Genomic DNA, 23,403 nt, shown 5'->3' on the forward strand with positions numbered 1-23,403 from the left:
ACCCGGTCATATTTCAGACCACCACAAATAACCACCACAACAACCAAAGTATGAAAATCAACCTTTTCCATTCCAGGAACATGGCCATTATGCTGTTTTGCGGCACACTGGCTTTCACCGCCTGTTCAAAATCAGGCAGTGAAGCGCAATCAAAGGAAATTCCGGAAGAAAACAGGGCAATGCTTGAATCTGATGCGGAGGCTGAATTGCTGTACGATGATGTTTTCAATAACGTAATGGGCGTTAATTCCAGTGTTGCCATAGGCGGTACAGGTGTTTTTGCAGAACGCAAAAGCGATCCCAATGCCCGTGAAATCCCATGCTTTACCCTGAGCTGGGAATTCCTGAACCAGAATGACAGCTTTCCGGTAGTCGTAACGATCGATTTCGGAACCGGATGTGAAGGTTGGGACGGCCGTGTGAGGAAAGGAAAAGTGATCACTACCTACGAGGCTCCCCTCTGGCAGGCAGGCGCGGTAGCCGAAACCACATTTGACGGATACTTTGTAAATGATATCGGTGTAGCCGGCACGCACCGCATTGAAAACCTGAGTACTGCCACCCAGCTGGCATTCCGGACAAAAGTGATCTCCGGAAAGCTGACCCGTCCTAACGGAAACTACGTGACCTGGGACCGGACGCGGGTGATCACCCAGGCAGAAGGCTGGGGAACTCCCTGGAACCCTGCAGACGATATCTACCATATTGTCGGAAATGGCAGCGGCGCCGTTCACCGTGGAGACAAGGTAAATGAATGGACCACTACCAACATCGAACCGCTTGAAAAACGTTTCAGTTGCCGCTGGATCAGCAAGGGAAAACAGGCAATCCAACGAAATCAAGGCCCACAGGGCATTCTGGACTTCGGAAACGGGGATTGTGACGACAAGGCTACAATCACGGTAAATGGGGTATCAGTAGAAATTACTTTGAAATAAGAATAAAATATATACCTTTAAAACAGTTTTCATAGGGTACGGATTAAAAACGGGCCAGGGTTTCTACCCAGGCCCAACTTTTTTTAAGGACGTTCCCATTACACCAATCTCTCATTTATTATCATCTGTTTACACGAGGGATACTGTTTCAAGCGGTAAAAACTCATATTGTTCTCTTTGGAATTTTTCCAGAAACCTGGGTAAGGCAAAAGCCAGGCGGTCCCAGGCTTTTTCACTATCATGAAACAACACGATGCTGCCCCTGCTGGTATTTTTTTCCACAGTCCTCCAGCAAGCTTCAGGTGTAAGGTGAATATCAAAATCACCGCTCAACACACTCCACATCACAGGTGTATAACCGATTTTCCGCAGCAGGGCCGACTGAAAAGAAGTCATCCTGCCATAGGGTGGGCGGAACAGATTTGAATCAATAAGTTCGCCGGCAGCTTTAACATCGTTCACATAGGCATCATCAGCAGTTTTCCAACCGTTCACGTGATGCATCGTATGATTGCCTGCTGCATGACCTTCACGCAGCATGCGCGAATAGACATCTGGAAACTGCTGTACATTTTTTCCGATGCAAAAGAATGTTGCGTGCGCATGATATTGTTTTAACAGATCAAGTACGAACGGTGTGATGACGGGATGGGGACCATCATCAAAAGTGAGATAGATCTTCTTTTCTTTGCCGGGAACCTTCCATTTCCTTGAAGGATAAAGGCACCGCAGCAACAGATTGCCGGTTTTCCAGTACAACATGTAACAAACCTAACACTTCTTATTACTTTTGCCGCTATGTCACAGAAGATACGTGTTCGGTTTGCACCCAGTCCCACAGGTGGCCTTCATCTTGGAGGCGTTCGCACAGTGTTGTATAATTATCTTTTTGCCCGCGGGCTCGGCGGAAAATTTATCCTGAGGATCGAGGATACCGATCAGAGCCGTTTTGTTCCCGGTGCAGAGGATTATATCATGGATTGCCTGCGCTGGTGCGGTATGGAGCCTGATGAAAGTCCTGAAGCAGGGGGACCATTCGGTCCTTACCGGCAAAGTGAACGCAAACCCTCTTACCGTGCATTTGCAGAACAGCTCGTTCAGTCCGGAAAGGCCTATTATGCATTCGATACGCCGGCTGAACTGGAAGAGATGCGCAACCGGTTCAAGACTGCCGAAAACCCGACGCCGCAATATGATCATCATCTGCGTTCGAAAATGCGCAATTCCCTGAGTATGGGCGAAGATGAGGTACGCCGTCTCATCGGGGAAGGCGTTCCCTATGTGATCCGCATCAAAATGCCGGCAGATGAAGTAGTGAGTTTCACGGATATGATCCGGGGAGAAGTGCGCTTCAATACCGGGATCGTGGATGATAAAGTTTTGCTGAAACAGGACGGTATGCCAACCTATCATCTTGCCGTGGTAGTTGATGATCATGCCATGGAGATCTCCCATGCATTCCGCGGTGAAGAGTGGCTACCCAGTGCACCGGTGCATGTGCTGCTATGGGAATACCTCGGATGGAAAAACAGTATGCCGCAGTTCGCGCACCTGCCTTTGATCCTGAAACCGGATGGCAATGGCAAACTCAGCAAACGCGACGGCGACAGGCTCGGATTTCCTGTATTTGCCATGAACTGGTCGGATCCGCGCACGGGTGATTTTACGCAGGGATTCCGGGAACGCGGCTTTCTCCCGGAGGCTTTTGTGAATCTGCTCGCTATGCTGGGCTGGAATGATGGTACCGGCACTGAATTGTTTTCCATGGAAGAACTCATCAGCGCTTTCTCTATGGACCGCGTTCATAAAGGCGGAGCGAAATTCGACTTTGAAAAGGCAAAATGGTTCAACCATGAATGGATCAAACGTTCATCTGCAGACCGTTTGCTGCCTGATGTAAGGCAGCATCTTGAAGCAGCGGGAATAACAGCTAACGATGATCACTATACGAAGACGGTAATCGACCTGGTAAAAGAGCGTTGTACCTTGTTGCCGGATTTTGCAGAGCAGGCAGGATTCTTCTTTAATCGTCCGGCTCCTCCGGATCTGCAACCCCTGGCAGCGAAGTGGTCGCCGGAGAAAACGACTTTCTTCCGGGAACTTGGTCCGGCTCTGGCAACGCTGCAGCACTGGACGGCAGCGGATATTGAAGCCTGCTTCAAGGACCTTGCCCAGCAGCACAGTCTTAAGGTAGGTGAATTGCAGTTGCCATTGCGGCTATTGCTGGTGGGGGGAAAATTCGGACCTGCTGTTTTCTCGATCGCTGCGACGATCGGCAGGGAGGAAACGATCTCCCGGATCGGCGCTTTCCGGATGGATTGAGCAATAGTCATTCTGCCTATCTTTACCAGGCCATATGAATACCATCAATCGTCCCATCAGGGTATTAGTTGCCAAGGTTGGTCTTGACGGCCATGACCGCGGCGCAAAAGTAATTGCCACAGCCCTGCGGGATGCGGGTATGGAGGTGATCTACACAGGGTTACGGCAGACCCCCGAAATGGTGGTCAATGCAGCCTTGCAGGAAGATGTGGATGCCATTGGCATCAGCATTCTCAGCGGCGCCCACATGACTGTATTTCCTAAGATCATCACCCTGATGAAAGCGTACCGGATGGATGACGTTCTGCTTACCGGCGGCGGCATAATTCCGGATGATGACATGAACACCCTGCATGACATGGGCGTGGGTCGCCTTTTTGCACCGGGAACATCCACTGTAGACATTGCCAGCTATATCACCACGTGGGTACAGCAGCACCGAAATTTCTGACATGATCAGGTTACCACCACAAAGAATTTCCTTCATCACACTGGGCGTCAGAGACCTGCAGGCCAGCAGTATCTTTTATCAGCAAAAATTCGGATGGAAGCCGTTGCCCGGCGAATCAGAAGGTATTGTTTTTTTCCAGTTGCACGGTCAGATCATGGCGCTGTTCCCTTCCGATGCACTGGCTGACGATGCCGGCATCGTCAACAACGGCGCAGGATTCAGGCGTGTAACACTTTCGATCAACTGCCACTCTGAAAAAGAAGTGGATGACATCTTTGAAGGCTTTAGGGCGAATGGCGTGACCATTATCAAGGCGCCGGCAAAAGTATTCTGGGGCGGATACAGCGGTTATGCCTGCGACAACGAAGACAATTACTGGGAATTCGCCTACAATCCTTTTATAGGGCTCGATGACAACGGCGCCATACTTACCTCGTGAATTAATAGTTATGTACCAGACAATCCTGACAGCACTCAACAACGGTATTCTAACGATTACCATCAACCGGCCAGATAAACTGAATGCGCTTAACAAAGCGGTAATTGCCGAATTGGGGCAAGTGCTGGAACTGGTTTACCTGGAACCGGAAATAAAAGCAGCGGTAATTACCGGAAGCGGACCAAAGAGTTTTGTTGCCGGGGCAGATATCTCTGAATTTTCGGGCCTCGACAGCCGTGGTGGTGAAGCAATGGCATTGCAGGCGCAGGCAAAAGTGTTTGATAAAATAGAAAATTGTCCCAAACCCGTGATTGCGGCCGTGAATGGTTTTGCGCTCGGTGGAGGTTGTGAACTGGCTATGGCCTGTCATTTCCGCATCGCTGCAGATCAGGCCAGGTTCGGGCAACCCGAGGTAAACCTTGGTCTTACACCCGGGTATGGGGGCACCCAGCGGTTAACAAGGCTTATCGGCAAGGGAAAGGCGATGGAACTGCTCATGACCGGAAACATGCTGGATGCCGGGGAGGCATTGCGGCTGGGGCTGGTCAATGAAGTAACGGCACCAAAAGCCCTGCTCTCCAGGTGCCAGGAAATACTGGAAACGATCATTGCCAAAGCGCCATTGGCCATCAGCCGGATCATCGCACTCGTTAACCTGGCTGACCGGTGTGACCCGGAAGGAATGGCCCGGGAAGCAAGGGCTTTCGGGGAACTTTTCGACACTGCAGATGCCAAAGAAGGTGCAGCAGCCTTCCTTGAAAAGCGTAAACCCGTGTTCAGAGGCGCCTAATTTCCCTATTCCAGCCTAACTTCGCGGCCTAAACCATCAACGTCGCGATATGGATTACAGAATAGAAAAAGATACCATGGGAGAAGTTAAAGTACCCGTGGATGCTTTTTATGGCGCACAAACCCAGCGCAGCATTGACAATTTCAGGATTGCCCAGGACACCAACAGGATGCCGCTCGAGATCATACGGGCATTCGCTTACCTGAAGAAAGCTGCGGCACTCACCAATCTTGATGCGGGTATACTGACCAAAGAAAAATCAGATCTCATCGGTAAAGTTTGTGACGAAATCCTGGCGGGCAAACTGGACCAGTATTTTCCGCTGGTGGTTTGGCAGACGGGATCCGGCACCCAGAGTAACATGAATGTGAATGAAGTGATCGCCTATCGTGGTCATGTGCTCAATGGCGGAAAGCTGGAGGATAAGGAAAAATTCCTGCATCCCAATGATGATGTGAACAAGTCGCAATCCTCCAATGACACTTTCCCGACTGCGATGCATATCGCCGCTTACAAGATGCTGATTGAAATCACGATACCAGGCATCGAGAAGCTTCGTGATACACTGGCTGCAAAGAGCAAGGCCTTTATGAATGTGGTAAAGATCGGCCGTACCCATTTTATGGATGCTACACCGCTTACCCTGGGTCAGGAATTCAGCGGATACGTATCCCAACTGGATCATGGGTTGAAAGCCATCAGGAATACCTTACCCCATCTGTCTGAACTGGCACTTGGCGGAACTGCGGTCGGAACCGGCATCAATACACCCGAGAACTATTCCGAAAATGTCGCGGCTCACATTGCAACACTCACAGGTCTTCCGTTTATAACAGCCGAGAATAAATTCGAAGCACTGGCTGCTCATGATGCGATCGTGGAAGCACATGGTGCGCTCAAGACTGTTGCCGTAAGCCTGATGAAAATCGCCAACGATATCCGGATGTTGTCCAGTGGTCCCCGCTCAGGCATTGGCGAGATTCATATTCCGGATAATGAACCCGGATCATCTATCATGCCCGGCAAAGTAAATCCTACCCAGTGTGAAGCATTGACGATGATCGCAGCCCAGGTGCTCGGTAATGATGTTGCCATCAATATCGGCGGCGCCACCGGCCACTTTGAACTGAATGTGTTCAAGCCGGTAATGATTTTTAACTTCCTGCACAGTGCCCGCCTGATCGGCGATGGTTGTGTGAGCTTCAACGACAAATGTGCGGCGGGCATAGAGCCGATCGAAGCCAATATCCGTAAGCACGTGGAGAATTCCCTGATGCTGGTTACAGCGCTTAACACCAAAATCGGCTATTATAAGGCAGCCGAGATCGCGCAGAAAGCACATAAGGAAGGGACAACCCTGAAAGAAATGGCGGTAAAACTGGGACATCTGACACCGGAAGATTTTGATGCCTGGGTTATTCCGGCCAATATGGTGGGAAAGATCTGATACTTCGCCTATCCCTTACCGAAATACTACCACGAAAGCCTCCGTTTATCGGAGGCTTTCGTCTGTTTATCCGGAAAATACCCAGAACCAGCTAAAAACTTTGGGTACAGCAATACCTCTAAGGAAATTTGCGTTTGTTAAAATCCTGATCCGCCCCTTGAGTCTTTTTCCTTTTTCACTATCCTATATAAAGATATAATCCCGGCTATGAATAATCGCTATGCGACAGCCTTTGCTGTTGCCCTGAAAATTATTGTCTGTTGCTGCCTGCTGACCTGGCATATTTCCGCATCTGCCCAGGTTACCAACGGATACAGTTATGTGAACATCACCAAACAAACGGTTGGTGGAACGGTGGAACCCGGCGATGTGCTGGAGATCCGCCACAGCATACATATTCCCTGGGGATTCAATAGTGCAAACAGTGGCAGAATTTATAATGTACGGTACTACGACTCCCTACCGACAAGAACCACGATGGTTACTACTGCGATGGGGGGGAGTTTGCGGGTGATCACCAATGAAGGTGTTACCCTTGCGGGTAAGTCATACACCACCACTGCTGGAGATGATGCCGGTACCTATATTGCCAATCCTGCCGGTGGAGAATATCATATCCGGATTAACCTGGGGTCTGCGCCGACTGCTCCGGCCAACAACAAAGTATCAGGAACAGGATCGCTTACCGGAGCGTCTTCCATAAACGTCTCCAGCCAGGGAGCCGGCGATGCGCCGAAATGGTATACTGGTCACCTTTTCTCAACTGCCTTCAGAGTGACTGTTACCGGTACATATGGGCAAGTCATTGATCTCGGAGCTGCACGCTTCTACTACACCACCACGAGCAATTCTACGGTCAGCATTCCCATTCCGGTTTACCGGTACAAAATTCTTATCGCCAAAAATGATGCGCTTTGCACCAATACTGTTGGCGCCAATTTTGCCGGCGAAAGCGGCGGCACATTTGGATCCGGCAACAGCCTTAACCGTTCAACAGGCCCTTCCTATGCCATTTCAGGATACACCTACGTCAACAACGTGTCTGCGAGTAATGCAGTGAATGACGGCAGCTACGCCATTGTGAATAACCTCAGTCCCCGCGGCAGCAACAATACCGCCGCCAAAAAAGAGCCTAACTGTAATTCAAGTTCTCCAGCCACGACAACAGCAAATAACTGTAACAACAGGATGTTCAGCGTTTGGGATATCGCCGGCGACCATAGTGGTACGGCCACGACAGGCGGTAATGTACCGCCGGCTTCAGGGGCGAATTCCGGATACATGTTAATGGTGAATTCTGACTATGTAACATCCGAAGCCTACAGGCAGACCATTTCCGGTTTATGTCCGGGAACCACTTATGAGTTTTCGGCCTGGATCAAAAACATCTGTTCCTATTGTGGCATGGACGCCACCCTGAATGCCCGCACCGGTGCCGGGGTGAAACCCAGTCTGACATTTGTGCTCGATGGTATTGACCGGTATGGTACCGGAGAAATAGCTTATACCGGCAATTGGATAAAAAAGGGATTCACCTTTACCACGGGGGCAAGTCAGACATCAGTTACCTTTTCTATCCGGAACAATGCCCAGGGTGGCGGTGGAAACGACTGGGTAATGGACGATATTTCCATTGCGACCTGTCAACCTAACCTGGTCATGAAACCCTACGGCAATGCATCGGTTTGTTATGGCAACCAGGTATCTTTTTCAGCAGATATCCAGAGTGTGTTCAGCAACTATTCCTCTTATCGCTGGGAAAGAAGTACTGACGGCGGTACTACCTGGAGCAATCAGTCCAATTCAACCGGCACACCCGCACTGGTAGGAGGCCAGTATACCTACACTGTGAATTTCCCTCCGATTATTGGCGATGAAAACACCCACAACGATATTATAAGATTGCGTGTGGCCACCACGTCAGACAATCTCAACAATAACAGTTGTTCCTTCCTTGCATCGACCCAGGTAGTAGTACTGGTGCACAATTGCGAGTGGGTACTGAGTGCAGATATTGTACAGTTCAAGGCGCAGCCAGGAGCCAGCGGAACGTCGCTTCGCTGGGCCACAGTCAACGAATCAGAGGGTCTGGTCTACGTATTGGAAAAAAGCACTGATCAGCGGAACTGGACCATGGTAAGGGAAGTGAATGCCAAAGTGAATGGTGCACAAAACAACTATAGTGAACTAGACCCTTCGCCGCTGAATAAACCGACCTATTACCGGATCAGCATGGTCTATAACGGAAAACAAAAATTCACTCACCAGTTATTGGTTCAGCCAGGGCTTGTTCCCGGAAGCGACCTGGTGTTGCAGGCGATCCAGAATCCTTTTAACAGCCAGTTACCTTTTGATCTCTATACGCCGGTCAGCGGTGAGGCCAATATTGCCCTCTATGATCTTTATGGCAAACAGGTAAAGCAGCTGGACTGGAAACTTCAGCGGGGTGGCAATAAACTCGTTCTGGCAAATACAAGTTCCCTTGCCTCAGGCACTTATATCCTGATGATCAGGATGGGAGATAAACTGGTTCAGCGCAAAGTTATCAAGGCAAACAGGTAGTGAACCAGGTATAAATACGATAGCAATTCTGCTAATAACAGATTAGAAATTAACGATTTATAAAATTTTTCGACCAATAGACAGATTTATTGCAATAGAAAGAGATCGGTTACCGTTTCCAGTTATGATGGTCACATTAATCCGAATCTATGAGAAAACTTTACACAGTAGTTTTTGCTGTTTGTAACTATCTAATCATACTATTTGCGCTTTTGGTTCCAACAATCCTGTTGGCGCAACCCCGGAATGGTTACAGTTATGTAAACATTACAAAACAAACAGTCGGGGGAACAGTGGAGCCGGGGGATATTCTTGAAATCCGCCACAGCATTCATATTGCCTGGGGATCCAACAGTGGTAATAACTATACGTACTACAACGTACGGTATTATGATTCCCTGCCTACCAATACTGCCATGATCACCTCTCCCACAGAGTACCTTCGGGTTATTACCAACGAGGGGGTGACGCTTAAGCAATACACCACTAACGCGGGCGATGATCCTGGCACCTTTATTGCCAATCCCGCTGGTGGCGAGTACCATATCCGGATCAACCTGGGCAGGTACGCTACAGCCCCCGCCAACAATAAACTGACAGGTACCGGAAGCACAACCGGAACAGGCAGGATCAATGTAAAAGATGTGAATAGCGGTGACCGCCCCAGGTGGTATTCAGGGCACCTCTTTTCTACAGCCTTCCGCGTAAGGGTAACCGGTAATTATGGCGATATTATCAAACTAGGCGCAGCTCGTTTCTATTATTCGACAACAGCAAACGGAATCAGTGTTCCGATTTCTGTTTTACGCTTCCAGATCCTTATCACCAAAAACAATCCACTCTGTGACAATATCACCGGAACCAACTTCGCCGGTGAAAATGGTGGTACATTCGGATCAGGCAATTCGCTGGTGAGAAGTACATCAGCGATGTTCCCGATTCCCAATTTCCGTTATATCGTCAACAGCGATTTGCCGAACCAGCCAGTGGATGACGGCATGTATTCCATCATGAAAAATACCAGCCCGGTGAGCAGCACCAACGTGAATGCGAACCGTGAATTGAGTTGTGGCAGCAATGTACCGGCAGCCAATGCCTGCAGCAACCGGATGTTCGGCTCCTGGGATATCAACGGCGATCATACAGGATCCAATAATTCCACCGGGAATGCACCGGCCGGCGCCAACCAATCAGGTGGTTACATGCTGGTAGTCAACTCCGACTATGTAACGAATGAAGCCTACCGCCAAACGATTTCAGGCCTATGCCCCAATACCACTTATGAATTTTCGGCATGGATTCGAAATGTATGTAAGAACTGTCACTGGGATTCGAGTCTGGCGCGCAGTTCGGGCGACGGTGTGCGGCCCAACCTGACCTGGGTGCTGGATGATATCGACCGGTACAGTACCGGTGAGATCCCCTATACCAGCAGCTGGGTGAAAAAAGGTTTCACCTTTACCACAGGAGCAACACAGAATACTGTAACCTTCTCGATCCGGAACAATGCCCAGGGTGGCGGCGGAAACGACTGGGTGATGGATGATATCGCCATTGCAACCTGTCAGCCTAACCTGACCATGAGACCCTATGGCAACGCAGTGGTTTGTTTTGGCAACCAGGTTGACTTTGATGCAGAAGTAAAAAGTTACTTTAATAATTACACCAGCTGGCGTTGGGAGAAAAGTACTGATGGTGGCAATACCTGGAGCAATGAAAATTCCGGAACAGGAACACCTGTACTCAACAGCGGACAATATGTTTACTATGTTCCCCATGCACCTTTCCTGGGAGACAGCTCAACTGCCGGCAATATTATCCGCCTCCGCATTGCAACCACCCAGGATAACCTGAATAACAACAGTTGTTCGTTTCTGGCCAGTACAACGGTGGTGGTAATGGTTAATAACTGTACCTGGGTGCTCGATGCCAATGTGATCCAGTTCAAGGCGCAGAGCATGAACAGTGGTACGTCACTTCGCTGGGCAGCCGTGAACGAGGTTCCCGGATTGAAATATGTAATCGAGAAAAGCACTGATCTGAGGCAGTGGAAAACGGTTAACGAGACCATGGCCCTGGCTACCGGAAGTCAGAACAACTATACGACGGTGGATCCGGGTCAGCTCAGCCAGACTACGTATTACAGAATCTCCATGGTGTTTGAAGGAAAAACCAAATACACGCACCAGTTAAGTGTTGCGCCGCAACGGGACGCAATGCTGACTTTGGCAATAAAAACAGTACAGAACCCGTTCAATACACAGTTACCCGTTGAACTGACCGTTCCGGATAACGGCGACATCCAGGTAACCCTCTTTGATCTCTATGGTAAACCTTTAAAACAGGCGAACTGGAAAGTGACAAGAGGAAGCAACAGACTGATCCTGGGTGAAACCGGTATACTGCCTGCGGGTACTTACATCCTGATGGCCAGGTTCAATGATCAGGTGGTGCAGAAAAAAGTAATCAAAATGAATCAACTATAGTTAGTCTCATGTTCCGTTTTGGTCCGTTCCTTATATTGCTTTGACGACCAATATCCGCCGAAAGACCAATAAAGGCTTGGTTAAAGGAAATGTTGTCAATTTCGAATATAGGGTTTAGAGCCCCTCTTTTCAAGGAGGGGCATTTTTTTGGCCCTGATACTGAAGTTGTAGAGGGAATCAGTTGGGGCTGGCGAATGTATTGATCAGGAAACCTGGACGTCGTCGTTTACAGGAGTACTGGTTTCGATCGTCTGGTTTTTATCAGCATGATGACCATGCATAAAGCGTTTCTGAAACAGCAGCAAGGCAATTACGCCGATGGAGATTGAAGCATCTGCAAGATTGAAGACGGGGCTGAAAAACTCAAAGTCTTCACCACCAAAAAAAGGAAACCAGGAAGGATAGTGCGTACGAATGACGGGAAAATAAAACATATCAACTACGCGGCCGTGCAGAAAGCCGGCGTAACCTTTCGACGGGAAAATATTGGCTACCGAGACATAGGTACTCTTCTCAAATATCAATCCGTAGAACATGCTGTCGATAAGATTGCCGAGGGCGCCGGCAAAAATCAGTGCCACACAGATGATAAACCCCGGGTGATGCTTTTTCCTGAGGATCTCCCGGATGTACCATACGCCAAAGATCACTGCCAACAGTCTGAAAAGGGTCAATGCCATCTTGCCCCATTCTCCTCCAAAGGATAATCCCCATGCCATTCCTTCATTTTCCACGAAGTAGATCTGGCACCATTCGGCTTCAGGCCCGAAGGGTCTTATTCCCCGGTCATAAGGGGTAAGCATCTGATGGGAAGCATCCCAATGATAGCTGAGCGGCATATGGGTCTTCACCCAGATCTTAATCGCCTGGTCCACCACTAAAATCAATAAAATCAGTAATACAAGGTTTCTTGCTTTTCCCATACTTTTCGCTAAAGGGACAAAGATAACCGTTGAAAGGGTTCCTAGTCCTGGTAATAAATCCTTTTAACACGCTGTGAAATGCCCGTCAGCATTTCATAGGCAATGGTTGCAGCCCATTCAGCAACCCGGCTTACGGTTAGTTCACCGCCAAAAACAATTACTTCGTCGCCTTCATTTACATTGCCGATACCGGTTATGTCCAACATGGTCATATCCATGCAGATACTGCCAATCACAGGGGCTTCCTTTCCGGCAACCAGCATCCTGCCCCGGCCGTTTCCGAGGCTGCGGGGATAGCCGTCGGCATAGCCGATCCGAACCGTTGCAATCCGGGACGGACGATCAATTCTCCCTCTCCTGCCATACCCAACAGTATCTTCCGGGCCCAGGGTTTTGATCTGTGCAATGGTTGTTTTCAGGGTGGCTACTTCCATCAGATGGAGGTCGCCGGTTCCGGCAGAATCAATTCCATACAGTCCTATACCCAATCTGACCATATCGAACTGCCATCCCGGCTTTCGCTGTATGGCGGCGGTGTTTTCAATGTGACGAAGAAAAGGATAGTGTACAACTGTTGCGATTGACAGGCAAGCCTGTTCGAACAACCTCACCTGATGCCGGCTAAAATCGTCATGCGCCGGATCTTCACTGGCGGCAAGATGGCTGAATACTGACTGGACTTTAAATCCGCTTACCGGCAACAGGCGGGTCAGTTCGGGCAGGTCGCCAGTGGCGAATCCGAGGCGGTTCATTCCCGTTTCCATTTCAAGGTGAACAGGATAACTGTTCAGGCCTTCCTGCCTGATGTACTGACCAAACTGCCGGAATAACGGGAGTGAATACAATACCGGCTCAAGGTTATGTTCCAACAGCGCAGCGAAGCCCGAAGGTGCGGCATTCATCACCATTATCGGCAGGTGTATACCGGCGCGACGGAGGGCAACGCCTTCATCCGTATAGGCAACGGCGAGATAGTCAACCCCATGGAACTGCAGCAGGTTGGCGATCTCAAAGCTGCCGGTGCCATATGAAAATGCTTTGACCATTGCCATCAGCCGGATGCCAGGTGATAACAATTGCTGGTATTGCCGAAGGTTATTGAGTAACGCATTGAGGTTAATTTCCAGTACAGTCTGGTGTTCCTGCATTTCAAGGAGCGCTGTAATGGTTTCGAAACCAAAACGTCTCGCCCCTTTCACCAAAATGGTTTCCTCCTGAAACGGGATCTCATCAAAGCGGTTGACAAAAGCATCTGTACTGATGAATTTTCTGGTATGAATGCCTTTTTCCTCAAAATAATGCAGGTGTTCAGAGATCACAGGGCCGATCGCAAGCAGGCGTTGAATGCCATGCCTGTGCAGCAGTGAGGCAACTTTTTCATAAAGCCTGGCGGCTGACAATCCGGTTTCCGGAATATCGGAAAGTATGACTGTCTTGCGCAGGTGCTGTTGTTGCTGCGACAGGAAATCCAGTGCAATTGTCAGGGAACTGATATCAGCGGAGTAACTGTCGTTGATCACCGAACAATGGTGAATGCCTTCTTTCAGTTCCAGCCGCATGGAAACCGGTTTCAGCTGAACGATCCGCTCCGGTATGAGCGTTTCCGGTATACCCAGGTATAACAGGCAGGCGACGCAATGCAGGGTATTCTCGATGGACGCTTCGTCGGTAAATGGCATCCTCAGCTGAAATTCTGTGTTGCGGTAACGGATCCGGAAATCCGGAAGCACCTGCATCGCACATTCTTCCGTGGTTCCCCAGGAAAATATTTCAGGACCATTGTCCCTGAGGGTAGCAACCCATTTGTCGATTATTCCACCATCCTTATGATAGATGATTGTTGAACAGCTGTCAAACAGTTTCCATTTCTCTTCCAGCTTTTCCTGCTGGGATCTGAATCCTTCACTGTGCGCGAGACCGAGATTGGTAAAAATGCCGATGGTCGGTTGAATAATGGCTGCAAGTCTGTTCATTTCACCGGGACGGGAAATGCCGGCCTCAAAGATTGCCAATTCGTGCACGGGATCCATCAGGCATACACTCAGTGGTACACCGAGTTGAGAGTTATAACTTCTCGGGCTGCGAACAATGCGGAAATCGTTTTCAAGCAGTTGGTTGAGCCATTCTTTTACAATGGTCTTTCCGTTGCTTCCGGTGATACCGATTACAGGAATGCTAAACCGCATCCGATGCCGCGATGCGAGTTGCTGCAAGGCTTCCAGGGTATCGTCCACCAGCAATAAATTGGCACCGGGCAGCAAGGTCGGGTCCATTGATTGGCTGATCACAAAGCTGCGAACACCCTGCGCATAAAGCCGGTTGATAAACTGGTGGCCGTCGCGGCTGGATGTTCTGATGGCAAAAAAAATGCTGCTATCGGCAAACAGCAGCTTGCGGCTGTCCGTCAGTAAATGGTTAATGGTAACCGGATCTCCCTGTTGCAACCAGCTGGCTCCTGTGAGCGTTGCGATATCGGCAATGGTATAGTTCAATCAATGTAATTCTTGATCTCCGTTTTCAGGATATTCTTTTTCTTCCCGGTTGGCGACGCTGATCGAATAGACGATCGAGGCTACGATACACAAAACAATTACGATCAGCGATACGAATACTGGCACTTTGAAGTGAAAGTATTCCACCAGCATTTTCAGTCCGATAAAAACAAGGATAACTGCGATACCCTGCTGCAGGTAAGCAAACTTATTGACAGCTCCTTTCAGCAGGAAGAAAAGCGACCTTAAACCGAGAACAGCGAAAATATTGCTGGTATAAACGACCAGGCGGTTCTGGGAGATGGCAAATACAGCGGGAATGGAATCCAGTGCAAAAACGATGTCGGTGGTGGCCAGCATGATGATGACCACAAACATATTGGTGAAGTATTTCTTGCCATTCTCTACTACCGAGAATTTTCCCTTGCCATCATGCGGCACCAATGGAAAAGCTTTCTGAAGCAGGCGGTATACCTTGTTCTGACTCAGGTCAGGCTCCTCCTCGTGCTTCGCAGAGAACATCTTGAATCCGGTGTACAACAACAGTGCGCCGAATATGTACAACAGCCAGTGGAATCTTTCGATCAGTACGATGCCAATAGAAATAAAGATCACCCTGAACAGGATGGCCATCAGGATACCGTAAAGGAGTACACGGGGCACATAATCTTCATGTACAGCAAAAAAGGAAAAGATCAGTATAAAAACGAAGATATTGTCGATGCTCAGCGACCATTCCATGAGGTAGGCGCTGAGGTATTCAATGGCAACCACTTTGCCATTCTCGAACCAGAGAAATACAAAAAATGCGAGTGCGAGGCTCACCCAGAAAATTGTCTGAAAGAGTGCTTTCCGGATGGTGATATGGGTGGTCTGCTTACTCAGGAGGCCAAGGTCAAGCACAAGGGCAACGATCAATACGATGCCGAAAACGAGATAGGTAATTTGCTCTGCTGTCATCACTGCTGCTGATACTTTTTCTTTCTGATCCACTGATAGCTTACGCCAAAGATCAATATTATCAATACGGGTATAAGGATATTCATCAGTTGCCACTTCACTTTCCCATCCTCCAGCTTTTTCTTATCGAGCAGCCGGAGGGTATAATCTTTACTGCGGGATTCGAGGATTCCGGAATTGTCAACGAGATACTCTACGCAATTCTGAATGAAGTCGTGATTGGCATACTGGTACTTCGTATAGGGGTTCATCCCCATGGGCAAAGGTCCTTCATTCTGGGTAACGGCATTCAGGGCAATATCGCCATCGGATATGACGATCATTTTTCCGGGAACGGAACTTTTGGCAAAAGCTTTACCGGAGGCCTGCTGCCAGGCATCCTGCTGTTCGTTTGACAAACGGTTGGCATAAAGGGAGCTGAATTGTCCCTCCAGCAGCATTGCTACAGGAATCGTGCCTTTGTTAAAGGTTTTGAGATCATCTTCTGTCTGAATGCTTTGCCAGGTGACCCGGGCCGGTGACGCGAGTACCCTGGATTCCGGCGAAGTACTCAGGAGGATAGTTTTGGTTATACCGGGAGCAGAGACCGTGTCCATTGAATTGGGAAACTGGGCAACTACATAGTCCAGGTTTTTCGCTACCGGATGACCGCTGTAACTGGTGAGCAACGGAAAGTAAGGCCACGGTAACAATTCGATCTGGGGCTTGCCGCCAACGGAGCCAACCACGGACGGGTTTTTATCGGCATTGAGATCCTGCACGAGGTCGAGGTTGATCCTTACGCCGTATCTAAACAGGATGTCTTCCAGCTGGAGGCCGCGGTCAAAAGCGATGAATTCATTTTGTGTACGCTGGAGGCTGTCCATTTCAGCATACAGGTTGTCAATCATCCAGAGCAATTTCCCTCCCTGCATTACGTACTGATCAAGCTTCAGTTTCTGTGATTCATTGAACGCAAGCGTGGGTTTGGTGATCAGCAGGGCACTGAAAACTTCCGGTATCGCCGGAACGCTGTCTATCGGCAAAATGCGGAAAGCATAATCTTTTTTCAGCACTTTTTCGATCAGGTCAAATACCTGGTAATTGAGGGGCTCGCCGTTTCCGACGAGATAACCAACGAGCGGCACGGTGTCCTGTGTTACCTGGCGGATTGCGTTGCTGAATTTATATTCCAGGAGTGCTTCGGCTTTGTTTAATGATTCGAGACCACCCTGGGCGCTTACTCCCTGCAGCAGGTCGATGGCGGTGGTACGGCCCTGGCAGGAAATCACTGCGCCGGGAAATACCAGTCTTTCTTCCTGGCCTTCGCCTTCTTTCGTTTGCGCTTTTATGTTGGTAGGCCGAAGGCCGAGACGGCTAAGTGAGTCATAGAGGATCGTTTTAAGCGTATCGTTCATGCCTTCACCTGGTTTTATAAACCGATACTGAAAACGGGAACGACCGTTCGCCTTGTACTCCTGCATGAGATCCAGTGTGCTGTTAGCCAGTTTCCGGAATCCCGCAGGCATTTCGCCACCCAGGAGGATATCTACGGTTACCGGCTCCCGGAGATCAGCAAGCAGTTTCCTGGATGGCTTTGAAAGGGTGTAGCGTTTTTCTGCCGTAAGGTCAGCGCGGAAAGGCCATAATGCAGCCAGCCAGTTGATGGCGATTAACAGGATGAGCAGGATCAGCCAGTTGTATTTGGAGGTGAGCAGTGATTTCATGAATTGGTTTAGCGGAGCGCTGTTTTGCGGTTGGTGATAAACAGGAAGAAGAGGATAATGCTGGCGAAGTAGATGATATCGCGGCTATCCACCACTCCCCTGCTGATGCTCTTGTAATGAAAGTTAATTCCGATCATTTCCATGAAATAATCCGCGCCGTTCTGCAGCAATGGCAATTTGCTGAGTGCATCAAAACCGGTATAGAGGATAAAGCAGAAGAAGGCGCTCAACAGGAAGGCGACTACCGGGTTTGCCGTCTGGCTGCTGCACCAGGTTCCGATGGCCGTAAATACGGCTGCCAGCAGGAAAAGGCCAATATATGAACCCAGGGTGCCACCGGCGTCAATGCCGTTGTCGACTGCCAGTGCCTGCACACTGAAAACATATATTACAGTTGGTATCAGGGCCAGCGCTACGATGAAGAATGCGCCCAGGTATTTTCCGGCTACCAGTTGTGTGCGGGTAAGCGGGCGGGTGCGCAGTATTTCATATGTCCCGGCTTTGAATTCATCCGACCAGCTGCGCATGGTAACGGCGGGTACCAGGAAGAGAAGGATCCATGGTGCCAGTTCAAAAAATTTATCAAGGCTGGCATAGCCATAGTCCAGAATGCTGGAATCCGGGAAAACAAACAGGAACAGCCCATTCAGCAGGAGAAAAATGATGATGGCAACCAGTCCCGTCAGGCTGCTGAAAAACTGCCGGAACTCCTTTTTACAAATAGACCACATGCGTCAAAAATAGGTTATTGCAGCAAAAATAAATCCCGCCGCAAAGCGGCGGGATAAACATTCTATTCTAAAAGGAGACTACACAGCGAAACTTTCACCGCAACCGCAGGTGCGGCTGGCATTGGGATTACTGAAATAAAATCCCTTACCATTCAACCCATCGGAGAAATCAAGCGTGGTATTTACCAGGTACAGGAAACTTTTCAGGTCGGTTACAACCTTAACGCCGTTATCCTCAAAAACCTGGTCCATCGGCTTTGACTCATTATCAAAGTCGAGCTTGTAGCTCAACCCTGAGCAACCTCCACCCACTACCGACACACGCAGGAAGTACCCCTTGTCCGATTCAATAGCTGCATCGTGCATCAGTCTTGACACTTTCTCACGAGCCTTGTCGCTTACGTAAATCATTGTCGTATTGTTAGTGAACTGCTTTCTCTTCAAAAACGATCTCTTCGAGGCCGTTTTTCTTCCGGTAGTCGTTAATCGCTGCTTTGATGGCGTCTTCTGCCAGTACAGAGCAGTGGATCTTAACAGGGGGAAGATTCAGTTCTTCAACAATCGTCATGTTATCGATCTGAAGTGCCTCATCAACAGACTTGCCTTTCAGCCATTCTGTAGCCAGGGAAGAAGACGCAATGGCAGAACCGCAACCAAATGTTTTGAATTTGGCGTCAGTGATCATGCCGGTTGAATCGTCCACCTGAATCTGCAGGCGCATAACGTCACCGCATTCCGGTGCACCTACCAGGCCGGTACCCACGTTTTTTTGTGATTTATCCAGTGTTCCTACATTTTTGGGATTCTGGTAGTGGTCTATGACTTTTTCTGAATATGCCATGATAATTGAATTATTGTTGTTGGATATTATCGGTTAGTGATGTGCCCACTCAATGGTGTTCAGGTCAATTCCTTCCTTGTACATTTCCCAGAGCGGACTCATCTCCCTAAGTTTGTTAACTGTTTTCGCAACCTGTTCGATCGTGTAATCAATCTGGTCTTCTGTTGTGAAGCGACCTAGGCCGAATCGCAGGGAAGAGTGTGCCAGGTCGTCTCCCAGACCCAGTGCTTTCAGCACATAGGAGGGTTCCAGTGAGGCGGAAGTACAGGCAGAACCGCTGGAAAGGGCGATATTTTTATTAAAGCCCATCATCAGTCCTTCCCCTTCCACATATTTGAAAGAGATATTGGCAACGTGCGGCAGGCGGTGCTCAACACTACCATTCACGTAAGCTTCTTCCAGCTGCAGCAGTGCCTGCTCCAGCTTATCTCTCAGTTTGCTGAGGCGTTTACCTTCTTCTTCCATTTCCAGATTGCAAAGTTCCGCGGCCTTACCGAAACCGACAATACCGGGAACGTTCAGGGTACCTGACCGCATGCCTCTTTCATGTCCGCCACCGTCCATCTGGGCGGTCACTTTAACCCTTGGGTTCTTCCGGCGAACATAAAGGGCGCCGACTCCTTTGGGGCCATACATTTTATGGCCGGAGAAAGTAAGCAGGTCGATGCCATCTTTAATAACGTTGATCGGAATTTTACCAGCTGCCTGGGTGGCATCGGTAAAGAACAGCACACCATGCTTTTTGGCGATTGCACTGATCTCCCGAACGGGCATAACCGTACCGGTTTCGTTGTTGGCATACATGATAGCTATCAGGATCGTGTTCGGCTTGATTGCAGCTTCCAGTTCCTTCAGATCTATCAGTCCTTCGTTGTTTACGGGAAGGTAGGTTACTTCACCACCTGTTTTCTCAATATGCTTACAGGTATCCAGTACCGCTTTATGCTCTGTTACGCAGGTAATAATATGATTGCCTTTGCTGGCATACATATCAAAAACCCCTTTAATTGCCAGGTTATCACCTTCCGTGGCACCGGAGGTGAAAATAATTTCCTTGGGATCAGCGCCGATCAGTTTAGCCACCTGTTCCCGGGCATAATCAACAGCTTCTTCCGCTGCCCATCCGAAAGGGTGGTTACGGCTGGCCGCATTACCGAAGTTGTCGGTAAAATAGGGAATCATTGCTTCAACGACCCGGGGGTCGGCAGGTGTTGTGGCGTTATTATCAAGGTAAATAGGAAGCTTCAACATAATATGGACACGTTTATTCTAAAACACAAAATTAGCCTAATTGGTTGAGATTTCCGGGATGCCTTTGGCGGTGCGGTACAGGTATTTTACCTGTATTTTTGCCAAAAAACGGTGAAAATTGAACATATCGGAATAGCTGTTAGATCGCTGGAGGTCTCCATCCCGCTATATTCCCGGCTGCTGGGTGTGCCCTGTTACAAAACTGAAGAAGTAGGCAGTGAAGGCGTAATAACCGCTTTTTTTGCGGCTGGTGAGGGAAAAGTAGAATTGCTGGAAGACAATGGTGCGTCCGGTGTAATCAGCCGGTACATCGACAAGAAAGGAGAGGGAATTCATCACATTGCTTTTGCAGTAACTGATATCTGGGCAGAAATGGCGCGGTTAAAAGCTGAAGGTTTCGAATTATTGCAGGATGAACCCAAACGGGGGGCCGATAATAAGCTTGTCTGCTTTGTTCATCCAAAATCAGCGAACGGGGTATTGGTGGAGCTTTGCCAGGATGCCGGTGAGCTTATGGGAAGCTGAGATCAGCGGGAGGCTGTGTCATTTTCGCTGTTTAGCCCCAGTTTTTCAACTGCTACCTGGGCGGCGACCTGGCTGGCGTCCTTTTTATTATATGCTTTCCCCTGGGCAATCAGCTGTCCGTCTACAATGGCACCGATGGTAAATAACCTGCGGCCGCCTTCGAATTTCTCCTCAAGTGTCTCAAACTCAAGGTTTTTGCCGTTTTTGTTGGCCCATCCATAAAGCTTGTTTTTATGGTTGATTTCCAGGTTCTCCAGGTCATCCATAAACATATATGGCAGGATAATGCGCTCGAGTACCCATTTCCGGGTTTTCTTGAAACCCCTGTCCAGGTAAACGGCACCGACGACAGCTTCCAGTGTATTACCGAAAATCTGACTGACTTTCAGTGAGTTGTCAAACTTGTTAAAGTAAACGATCTTTTTCAGTCCCATTTTGATCGCCACGTCATTGAGTGTCACGCGGTTGACCATCTTGCTGCGCATTTCCGTCAGGAATCCTTCTTCCTTGTAAGGATATTTTTTAAAGAGGAAGTCGGCCACGATGCTGCTGAGGATGGCGTCGCCCAGATATTCCAGTCTTTCGTTATTATCAGCAGCGCTGTCTTTTACGGAACGGTGGGTCAGTGCGGTTTTATACAAATCCGAATTACCCGGCATAAAGCCAAGTACATTTTTAAGCTGCTTTTTGAAGGTTGCTTTTTCAGAAGAGCCCGTAAAGAAATTGTCGAATAGACCCACAGAATGTTTGGTTGTAAACCGTCATCAAGTTAAGTGATTGCCACCACACTTTCAATTTCAGGGTTCATATTTCTTCACAATCACACAGGCATTGTGACCGCCGAAACCGAACGTGTTGCTTAAAGCAGCCCGCACTTTCCTGGTTTGCGCCTTGTTGAATGTAAAATTCAGCTTGCCGTCGAGCTCAGGATCGTCTGTAAAGTGGTTAATGGTTGGGGGTATTACATCATGTACAACGGCCTTAACAGCGGCGATCGCTTCAATAACGCCGGCGGCGCCAAGGCAATGCCCGGTCATGGATTTGGTAGAACTGATGTTCATTTGATAGGCATGGTCGCCAAAAACATCAAGGATGGCTTTAGTTTCTGCGATATCGCCCAGCGGGGTGGATGTACCGTGGGTATTGATATAGTCAATATCGGACGGCTGCATGCCAGCGTCTTCGAGCGCGGACAGCATCACATTCCGGGCGCCGAGGCCTTCCGGGTGCGGAGCTGTAATGTGATGGGCATCGGCGGTGGCACCGGCGCCTGCAACTTCGCAATAAATCCTCGCGCCACGGGCAAGGGCGTGTTCGAGATCTTCGAGAACCAGGATACCGGCTGCCTCTCCCATAACGAATCCGTCCCGATCCTTATCATAGGGACGGCTGGCGGAAGCCGGGTCGTCATTGCGTTCGCTCATGGCCTTCATGGCGTTGAATCCGCCAACACCTGCTTCGCTGATCACCGCTTCACTGCCACCGCTCACAATTATGTCAGCCTTTCCGAGCCGTATCAGATTGACGGCCTCCATGATGGCATTGGTGCTGCTGGCGCAGGCGCTGGTGACAGCGAAATTGGGACCGCGGAGGTTATGCCGCATGGAAATCTGGCCGGCAGCAATGTCCAGGATCATTTTGGGAATGAAGAAGGGATTGAAACGGGGTGTTCCGTCACCTTTGGCAAAATCAATTACTTCATTCTGAAAGGTAATCAGTCCTCCTATCCCACTTCCGAACACTACACCAATCCGGTCCGGATTGATGTTCTCTTTATTTAAACCAGCATCTGCCATGGCTTCATCGGAAACATAAAGAGCGAATTGGGTGAAGCGGTCGATCTTGCGGGCTTCCTTTCTGTCGAGGAAACTTGTGGGATCGAAATTCTTCACCTCACAGGCGAAACGGGTCTTGAATTTGGAAGCATCAAACAGGGTGATCATGGCCGCCCCGGAAGTTCCGCTAACAAGGCCGTCCCAATATTGCTGGTGCGTGTTCCCAACCGGCGTTAACGCACCCATACCTGTAACTACAACTCTTTTCAGTTCCATGCAGTTATGCTGGATTTTAAAAGTGATAAATCCGCCTTCTGAGCGGAAATTGCTTTCGAAAGGCGGATTAAATATGCCTGAAACGGAAACCGTTTACTTAGCGTGCTCTTCTAAATAAGCAACAGCCTGGCCTACAGTAGTGATAGTTTCTGCTTGCTCATCCGGGATAGAGATATTGAATTCTTTCTCGAATTCCATGATCAGTTCTACTGTATCCAGAGAGTCAGCCCCAAGATCATTGGTGAAAGAAGCTTCGTTGGTTACTTCAGCTTCGTCTACTCCTAATTTGTCAACAATGATCTTTTTTACTCTTGTTGCGATGTCTGACATTGTGGTAAAGTTTAGTTACGGCTGCAAAAATATACTTTTTGAGTAAATAACCATTTTTGCAACTTTTTTTAATTATTGGCAATCAAATCCTTCCCTGGGGAGGGTTTGCCGCAAAAGGACTAACAATTGTAAGTAAAAATGGGCTGTATACGCCGGCT

21 protein-coding genes are annotated in these 23,403 nt (G+C 49.0%); 9 read left to right on the forward strand and 12 right to left on the reverse strand.

Translation table 11 applies throughout. The annotated features are described in order from the left end of the window. Positions 1 to 50: 50 nt before the first annotated feature. A complete protein-coding gene (locus FPE01S_RS03420) occupies positions 51 to 938 on the forward strand; it encodes a hypothetical protein (RefSeq protein ID WP_157473879.1) in 888 nt (295 codons plus the stop codon). Positions 939 to 1,067: 129 nt separating this feature from the next. On the opposite strand, the gene FPE01S_RS03425 is transcribed toward FPE01S_RS03420, so the two are convergent. Next, the gene (locus FPE01S_RS03425; RefSeq protein WP_046367478.1) at positions 1,068 to 1,700 is read right to left on the reverse strand and encodes a polysaccharide deacetylase family protein; all 633 of its coding nucleotides are present in this window, start codon (positions 1,698 to 1,700) and stop codon (positions 1,068 to 1,070) included. Between the two features lie 36 nt (positions 1,701 to 1,736). Between FPE01S_RS03425 and gltX the strand changes: the two genes are divergently transcribed. The 7 genes from gltX to FPE01S_RS03460 all read left to right on the forward strand — a co-directional run bounded on the left by gltX (position 1,737) and on the right by FPE01S_RS03460 (position 11,435). After that, positions 1,737 to 3,260, forward strand: a complete 1,524-nt coding sequence (gene gltX, locus FPE01S_RS03430; RefSeq protein ID WP_046367479.1) for a glutamate--tRNA ligase — start codon at positions 1,737 to 1,739, stop codon at positions 3,258 to 3,260. Positions 3,261 to 3,294: 34 nt separating this feature from the next. After that, positions 3,295 to 3,711, forward strand: coding sequence for a cobalamin B12-binding domain-containing protein (locus FPE01S_RS03435; protein ID WP_046367480.1), 417 nt, complete (start codon positions 3,295 to 3,297; stop codon positions 3,709 to 3,711). A gap of 1 nt (position 3,712) precedes the next feature. Further along, positions 3,713 to 4,150: a VOC family protein gene (locus tag FPE01S_RS03440; RefSeq protein ID WP_046367481.1), complete on the forward strand. Its 438-nt coding sequence runs from the start codon at positions 3,713 to 3,715 to the stop codon at positions 4,148 to 4,150. 10 nt (positions 4,151 to 4,160) lie between these two features. Continuing rightward, positions 4,161 to 4,940 (forward strand): enoyl-CoA hydratase/isomerase family protein, encoded by a 780-nt coding sequence (locus FPE01S_RS03445; protein WP_046367482.1) that lies wholly within the window; start codon positions 4,161 to 4,163, stop codon positions 4,938 to 4,940. 49 nt (positions 4,941 to 4,989) lie between these two features. Continuing rightward, a complete protein-coding gene (fumC, locus tag FPE01S_RS03450) occupies positions 4,990 to 6,387 on the forward strand; it encodes a class II fumarate hydratase (protein WP_046367483.1) in 1,398 nt (465 codons plus the stop codon). A 207-nt stretch (positions 6,388 to 6,594) separates the two neighbouring features. Further along, on the forward strand, positions 6,595 to 8,949 hold the full coding sequence (locus FPE01S_RS03455) for a T9SS type A sorting domain-containing protein (RefSeq protein WP_046367484.1): 2,355 nt from the start codon (positions 6,595 to 6,597) through the stop codon (positions 8,947 to 8,949). Between the two features lie 149 nt (positions 8,950 to 9,098). Next, entirely contained in the window at positions 9,099 to 11,435 is a 2,337-nt protein-coding gene (locus FPE01S_RS03460) for a T9SS type A sorting domain-containing protein (protein ID WP_083990122.1), read from the forward strand. A gap of 203 nt (positions 11,436 to 11,638) precedes the next feature. On the opposite strand, the gene FPE01S_RS03465 is transcribed toward FPE01S_RS03460, so the two are convergent. From FPE01S_RS03465 to FPE01S_RS03500, 8 genes are all read right to left on the reverse strand, one after another. Then, the gene (locus tag FPE01S_RS03465) at positions 11,639 to 12,358 is read right to left on the reverse strand and encodes a lipoprotein signal peptidase (RefSeq protein ID WP_046367486.1); all 720 of its coding nucleotides are present in this window, start codon (positions 12,356 to 12,358) and stop codon (positions 11,639 to 11,641) included. 41 nt (positions 12,359 to 12,399) lie between these two features. Beyond that, on the reverse strand, positions 12,400 to 14,850 hold the full coding sequence (locus FPE01S_RS03470; RefSeq protein ID WP_052955479.1) for a bifunctional UDP-N-acetylmuramoyl-tripeptide:D-alanyl-D-alanine ligase/alanine racemase: 2,451 nt from the start codon (positions 14,848 to 14,850) through the stop codon (positions 12,400 to 12,402). Next, positions 14,851 to 15,810 carry a TerC/Alx family metal homeostasis membrane protein gene (locus tag FPE01S_RS03475; protein ID WP_046368616.1) on the reverse strand — a complete coding sequence of 320 codons (960 nt, stop codon included), beginning with the start codon at positions 15,808 to 15,810 and terminating at the stop codon, positions 14,851 to 14,853. Then, positions 15,810 to 17,516, reverse strand: a complete 1,707-nt coding sequence (gene gldG / locus FPE01S_RS03480; protein WP_046367487.1) for a gliding motility-associated ABC transporter substrate-binding protein GldG — start codon at positions 17,514 to 17,516, stop codon at positions 15,810 to 15,812. The genes FPE01S_RS03475 and gldG overlap by 1 nt, the downstream gene beginning before the upstream one ends. A gap of 8 nt (positions 17,517 to 17,524) precedes the next feature. Further along, the gene (gene gldF / locus FPE01S_RS03485; protein WP_046367488.1) at positions 17,525 to 18,247 is read right to left on the reverse strand and encodes a gliding motility-associated ABC transporter permease subunit GldF; all 723 of its coding nucleotides are present in this window, start codon (positions 18,245 to 18,247) and stop codon (positions 17,525 to 17,527) included. Between the two features lie 78 nt (positions 18,248 to 18,325). After that, complete coding sequence (locus FPE01S_RS03490) at positions 18,326 to 18,658, reverse strand: HesB/IscA family protein (protein ID WP_046367489.1); 333 nt, start codon at positions 18,656 to 18,658, stop codon at positions 18,326 to 18,328. 10 nt (positions 18,659 to 18,668) lie between these two features. Next, on the reverse strand, positions 18,669 to 19,088 hold the full coding sequence (gene iscU, locus FPE01S_RS03495) for a Fe-S cluster assembly scaffold IscU (RefSeq protein WP_046367490.1): 420 nt from the start codon (positions 19,086 to 19,088) through the stop codon (positions 18,669 to 18,671). A 33-nt stretch (positions 19,089 to 19,121) separates the two neighbouring features. Beyond that, positions 19,122 to 20,339 carry an IscS subfamily cysteine desulfurase gene (locus FPE01S_RS03500; protein ID WP_281176190.1) on the reverse strand — a complete coding sequence of 406 codons (1,218 nt, stop codon included), beginning with the start codon at positions 20,337 to 20,339 and terminating at the stop codon, positions 19,122 to 19,124. Positions 20,340 to 20,450: 111 nt separating this feature from the next. On the opposite strand from FPE01S_RS03500, the gene mce reads away from it, so the two are divergent. After that, on the forward strand, positions 20,451 to 20,864 hold the full coding sequence (gene mce, locus FPE01S_RS03505; protein WP_046367491.1) for a methylmalonyl-CoA epimerase: 414 nt from the start codon (positions 20,451 to 20,453) through the stop codon (positions 20,862 to 20,864). 2 nt (positions 20,865 to 20,866) lie between these two features. Here the strand turns inward: mce and rnc are convergent, their stop codons facing one another. The 3 genes from rnc to FPE01S_RS03520 form a co-directional block, all read right to left on the reverse strand. Continuing rightward, positions 20,867 to 21,604, reverse strand: coding sequence for a ribonuclease III (gene rnc / locus FPE01S_RS03510; protein ID WP_046367492.1), 738 nt, complete (start codon positions 21,602 to 21,604; stop codon positions 20,867 to 20,869). Between the two features lie 57 nt (positions 21,605 to 21,661). Beyond that, positions 21,662 to 22,915: a beta-ketoacyl-ACP synthase II gene (gene fabF, locus FPE01S_RS03515; protein ID WP_046367493.1), complete on the reverse strand. Its 1,254-nt coding sequence runs from the start codon at positions 22,913 to 22,915 to the stop codon at positions 21,662 to 21,664. A 93-nt stretch (positions 22,916 to 23,008) separates the two neighbouring features. Continuing rightward, the gene (locus FPE01S_RS03520) at positions 23,009 to 23,245 is read right to left on the reverse strand and encodes an acyl carrier protein (RefSeq protein ID WP_026751146.1); all 237 of its coding nucleotides are present in this window, start codon (positions 23,243 to 23,245) and stop codon (positions 23,009 to 23,011) included. Positions 23,246 to 23,403: the final 158 nt, after the last annotated feature.

The sequence above is a fragment of the Flavihumibacter petaseus NBRC 106054 genome (genome assembly GCF_000974785.1).
Lineage (GTDB): Bacteria > Bacteroidota > Bacteroidia > Chitinophagales > Chitinophagaceae > Flavihumibacter > Flavihumibacter petaseus.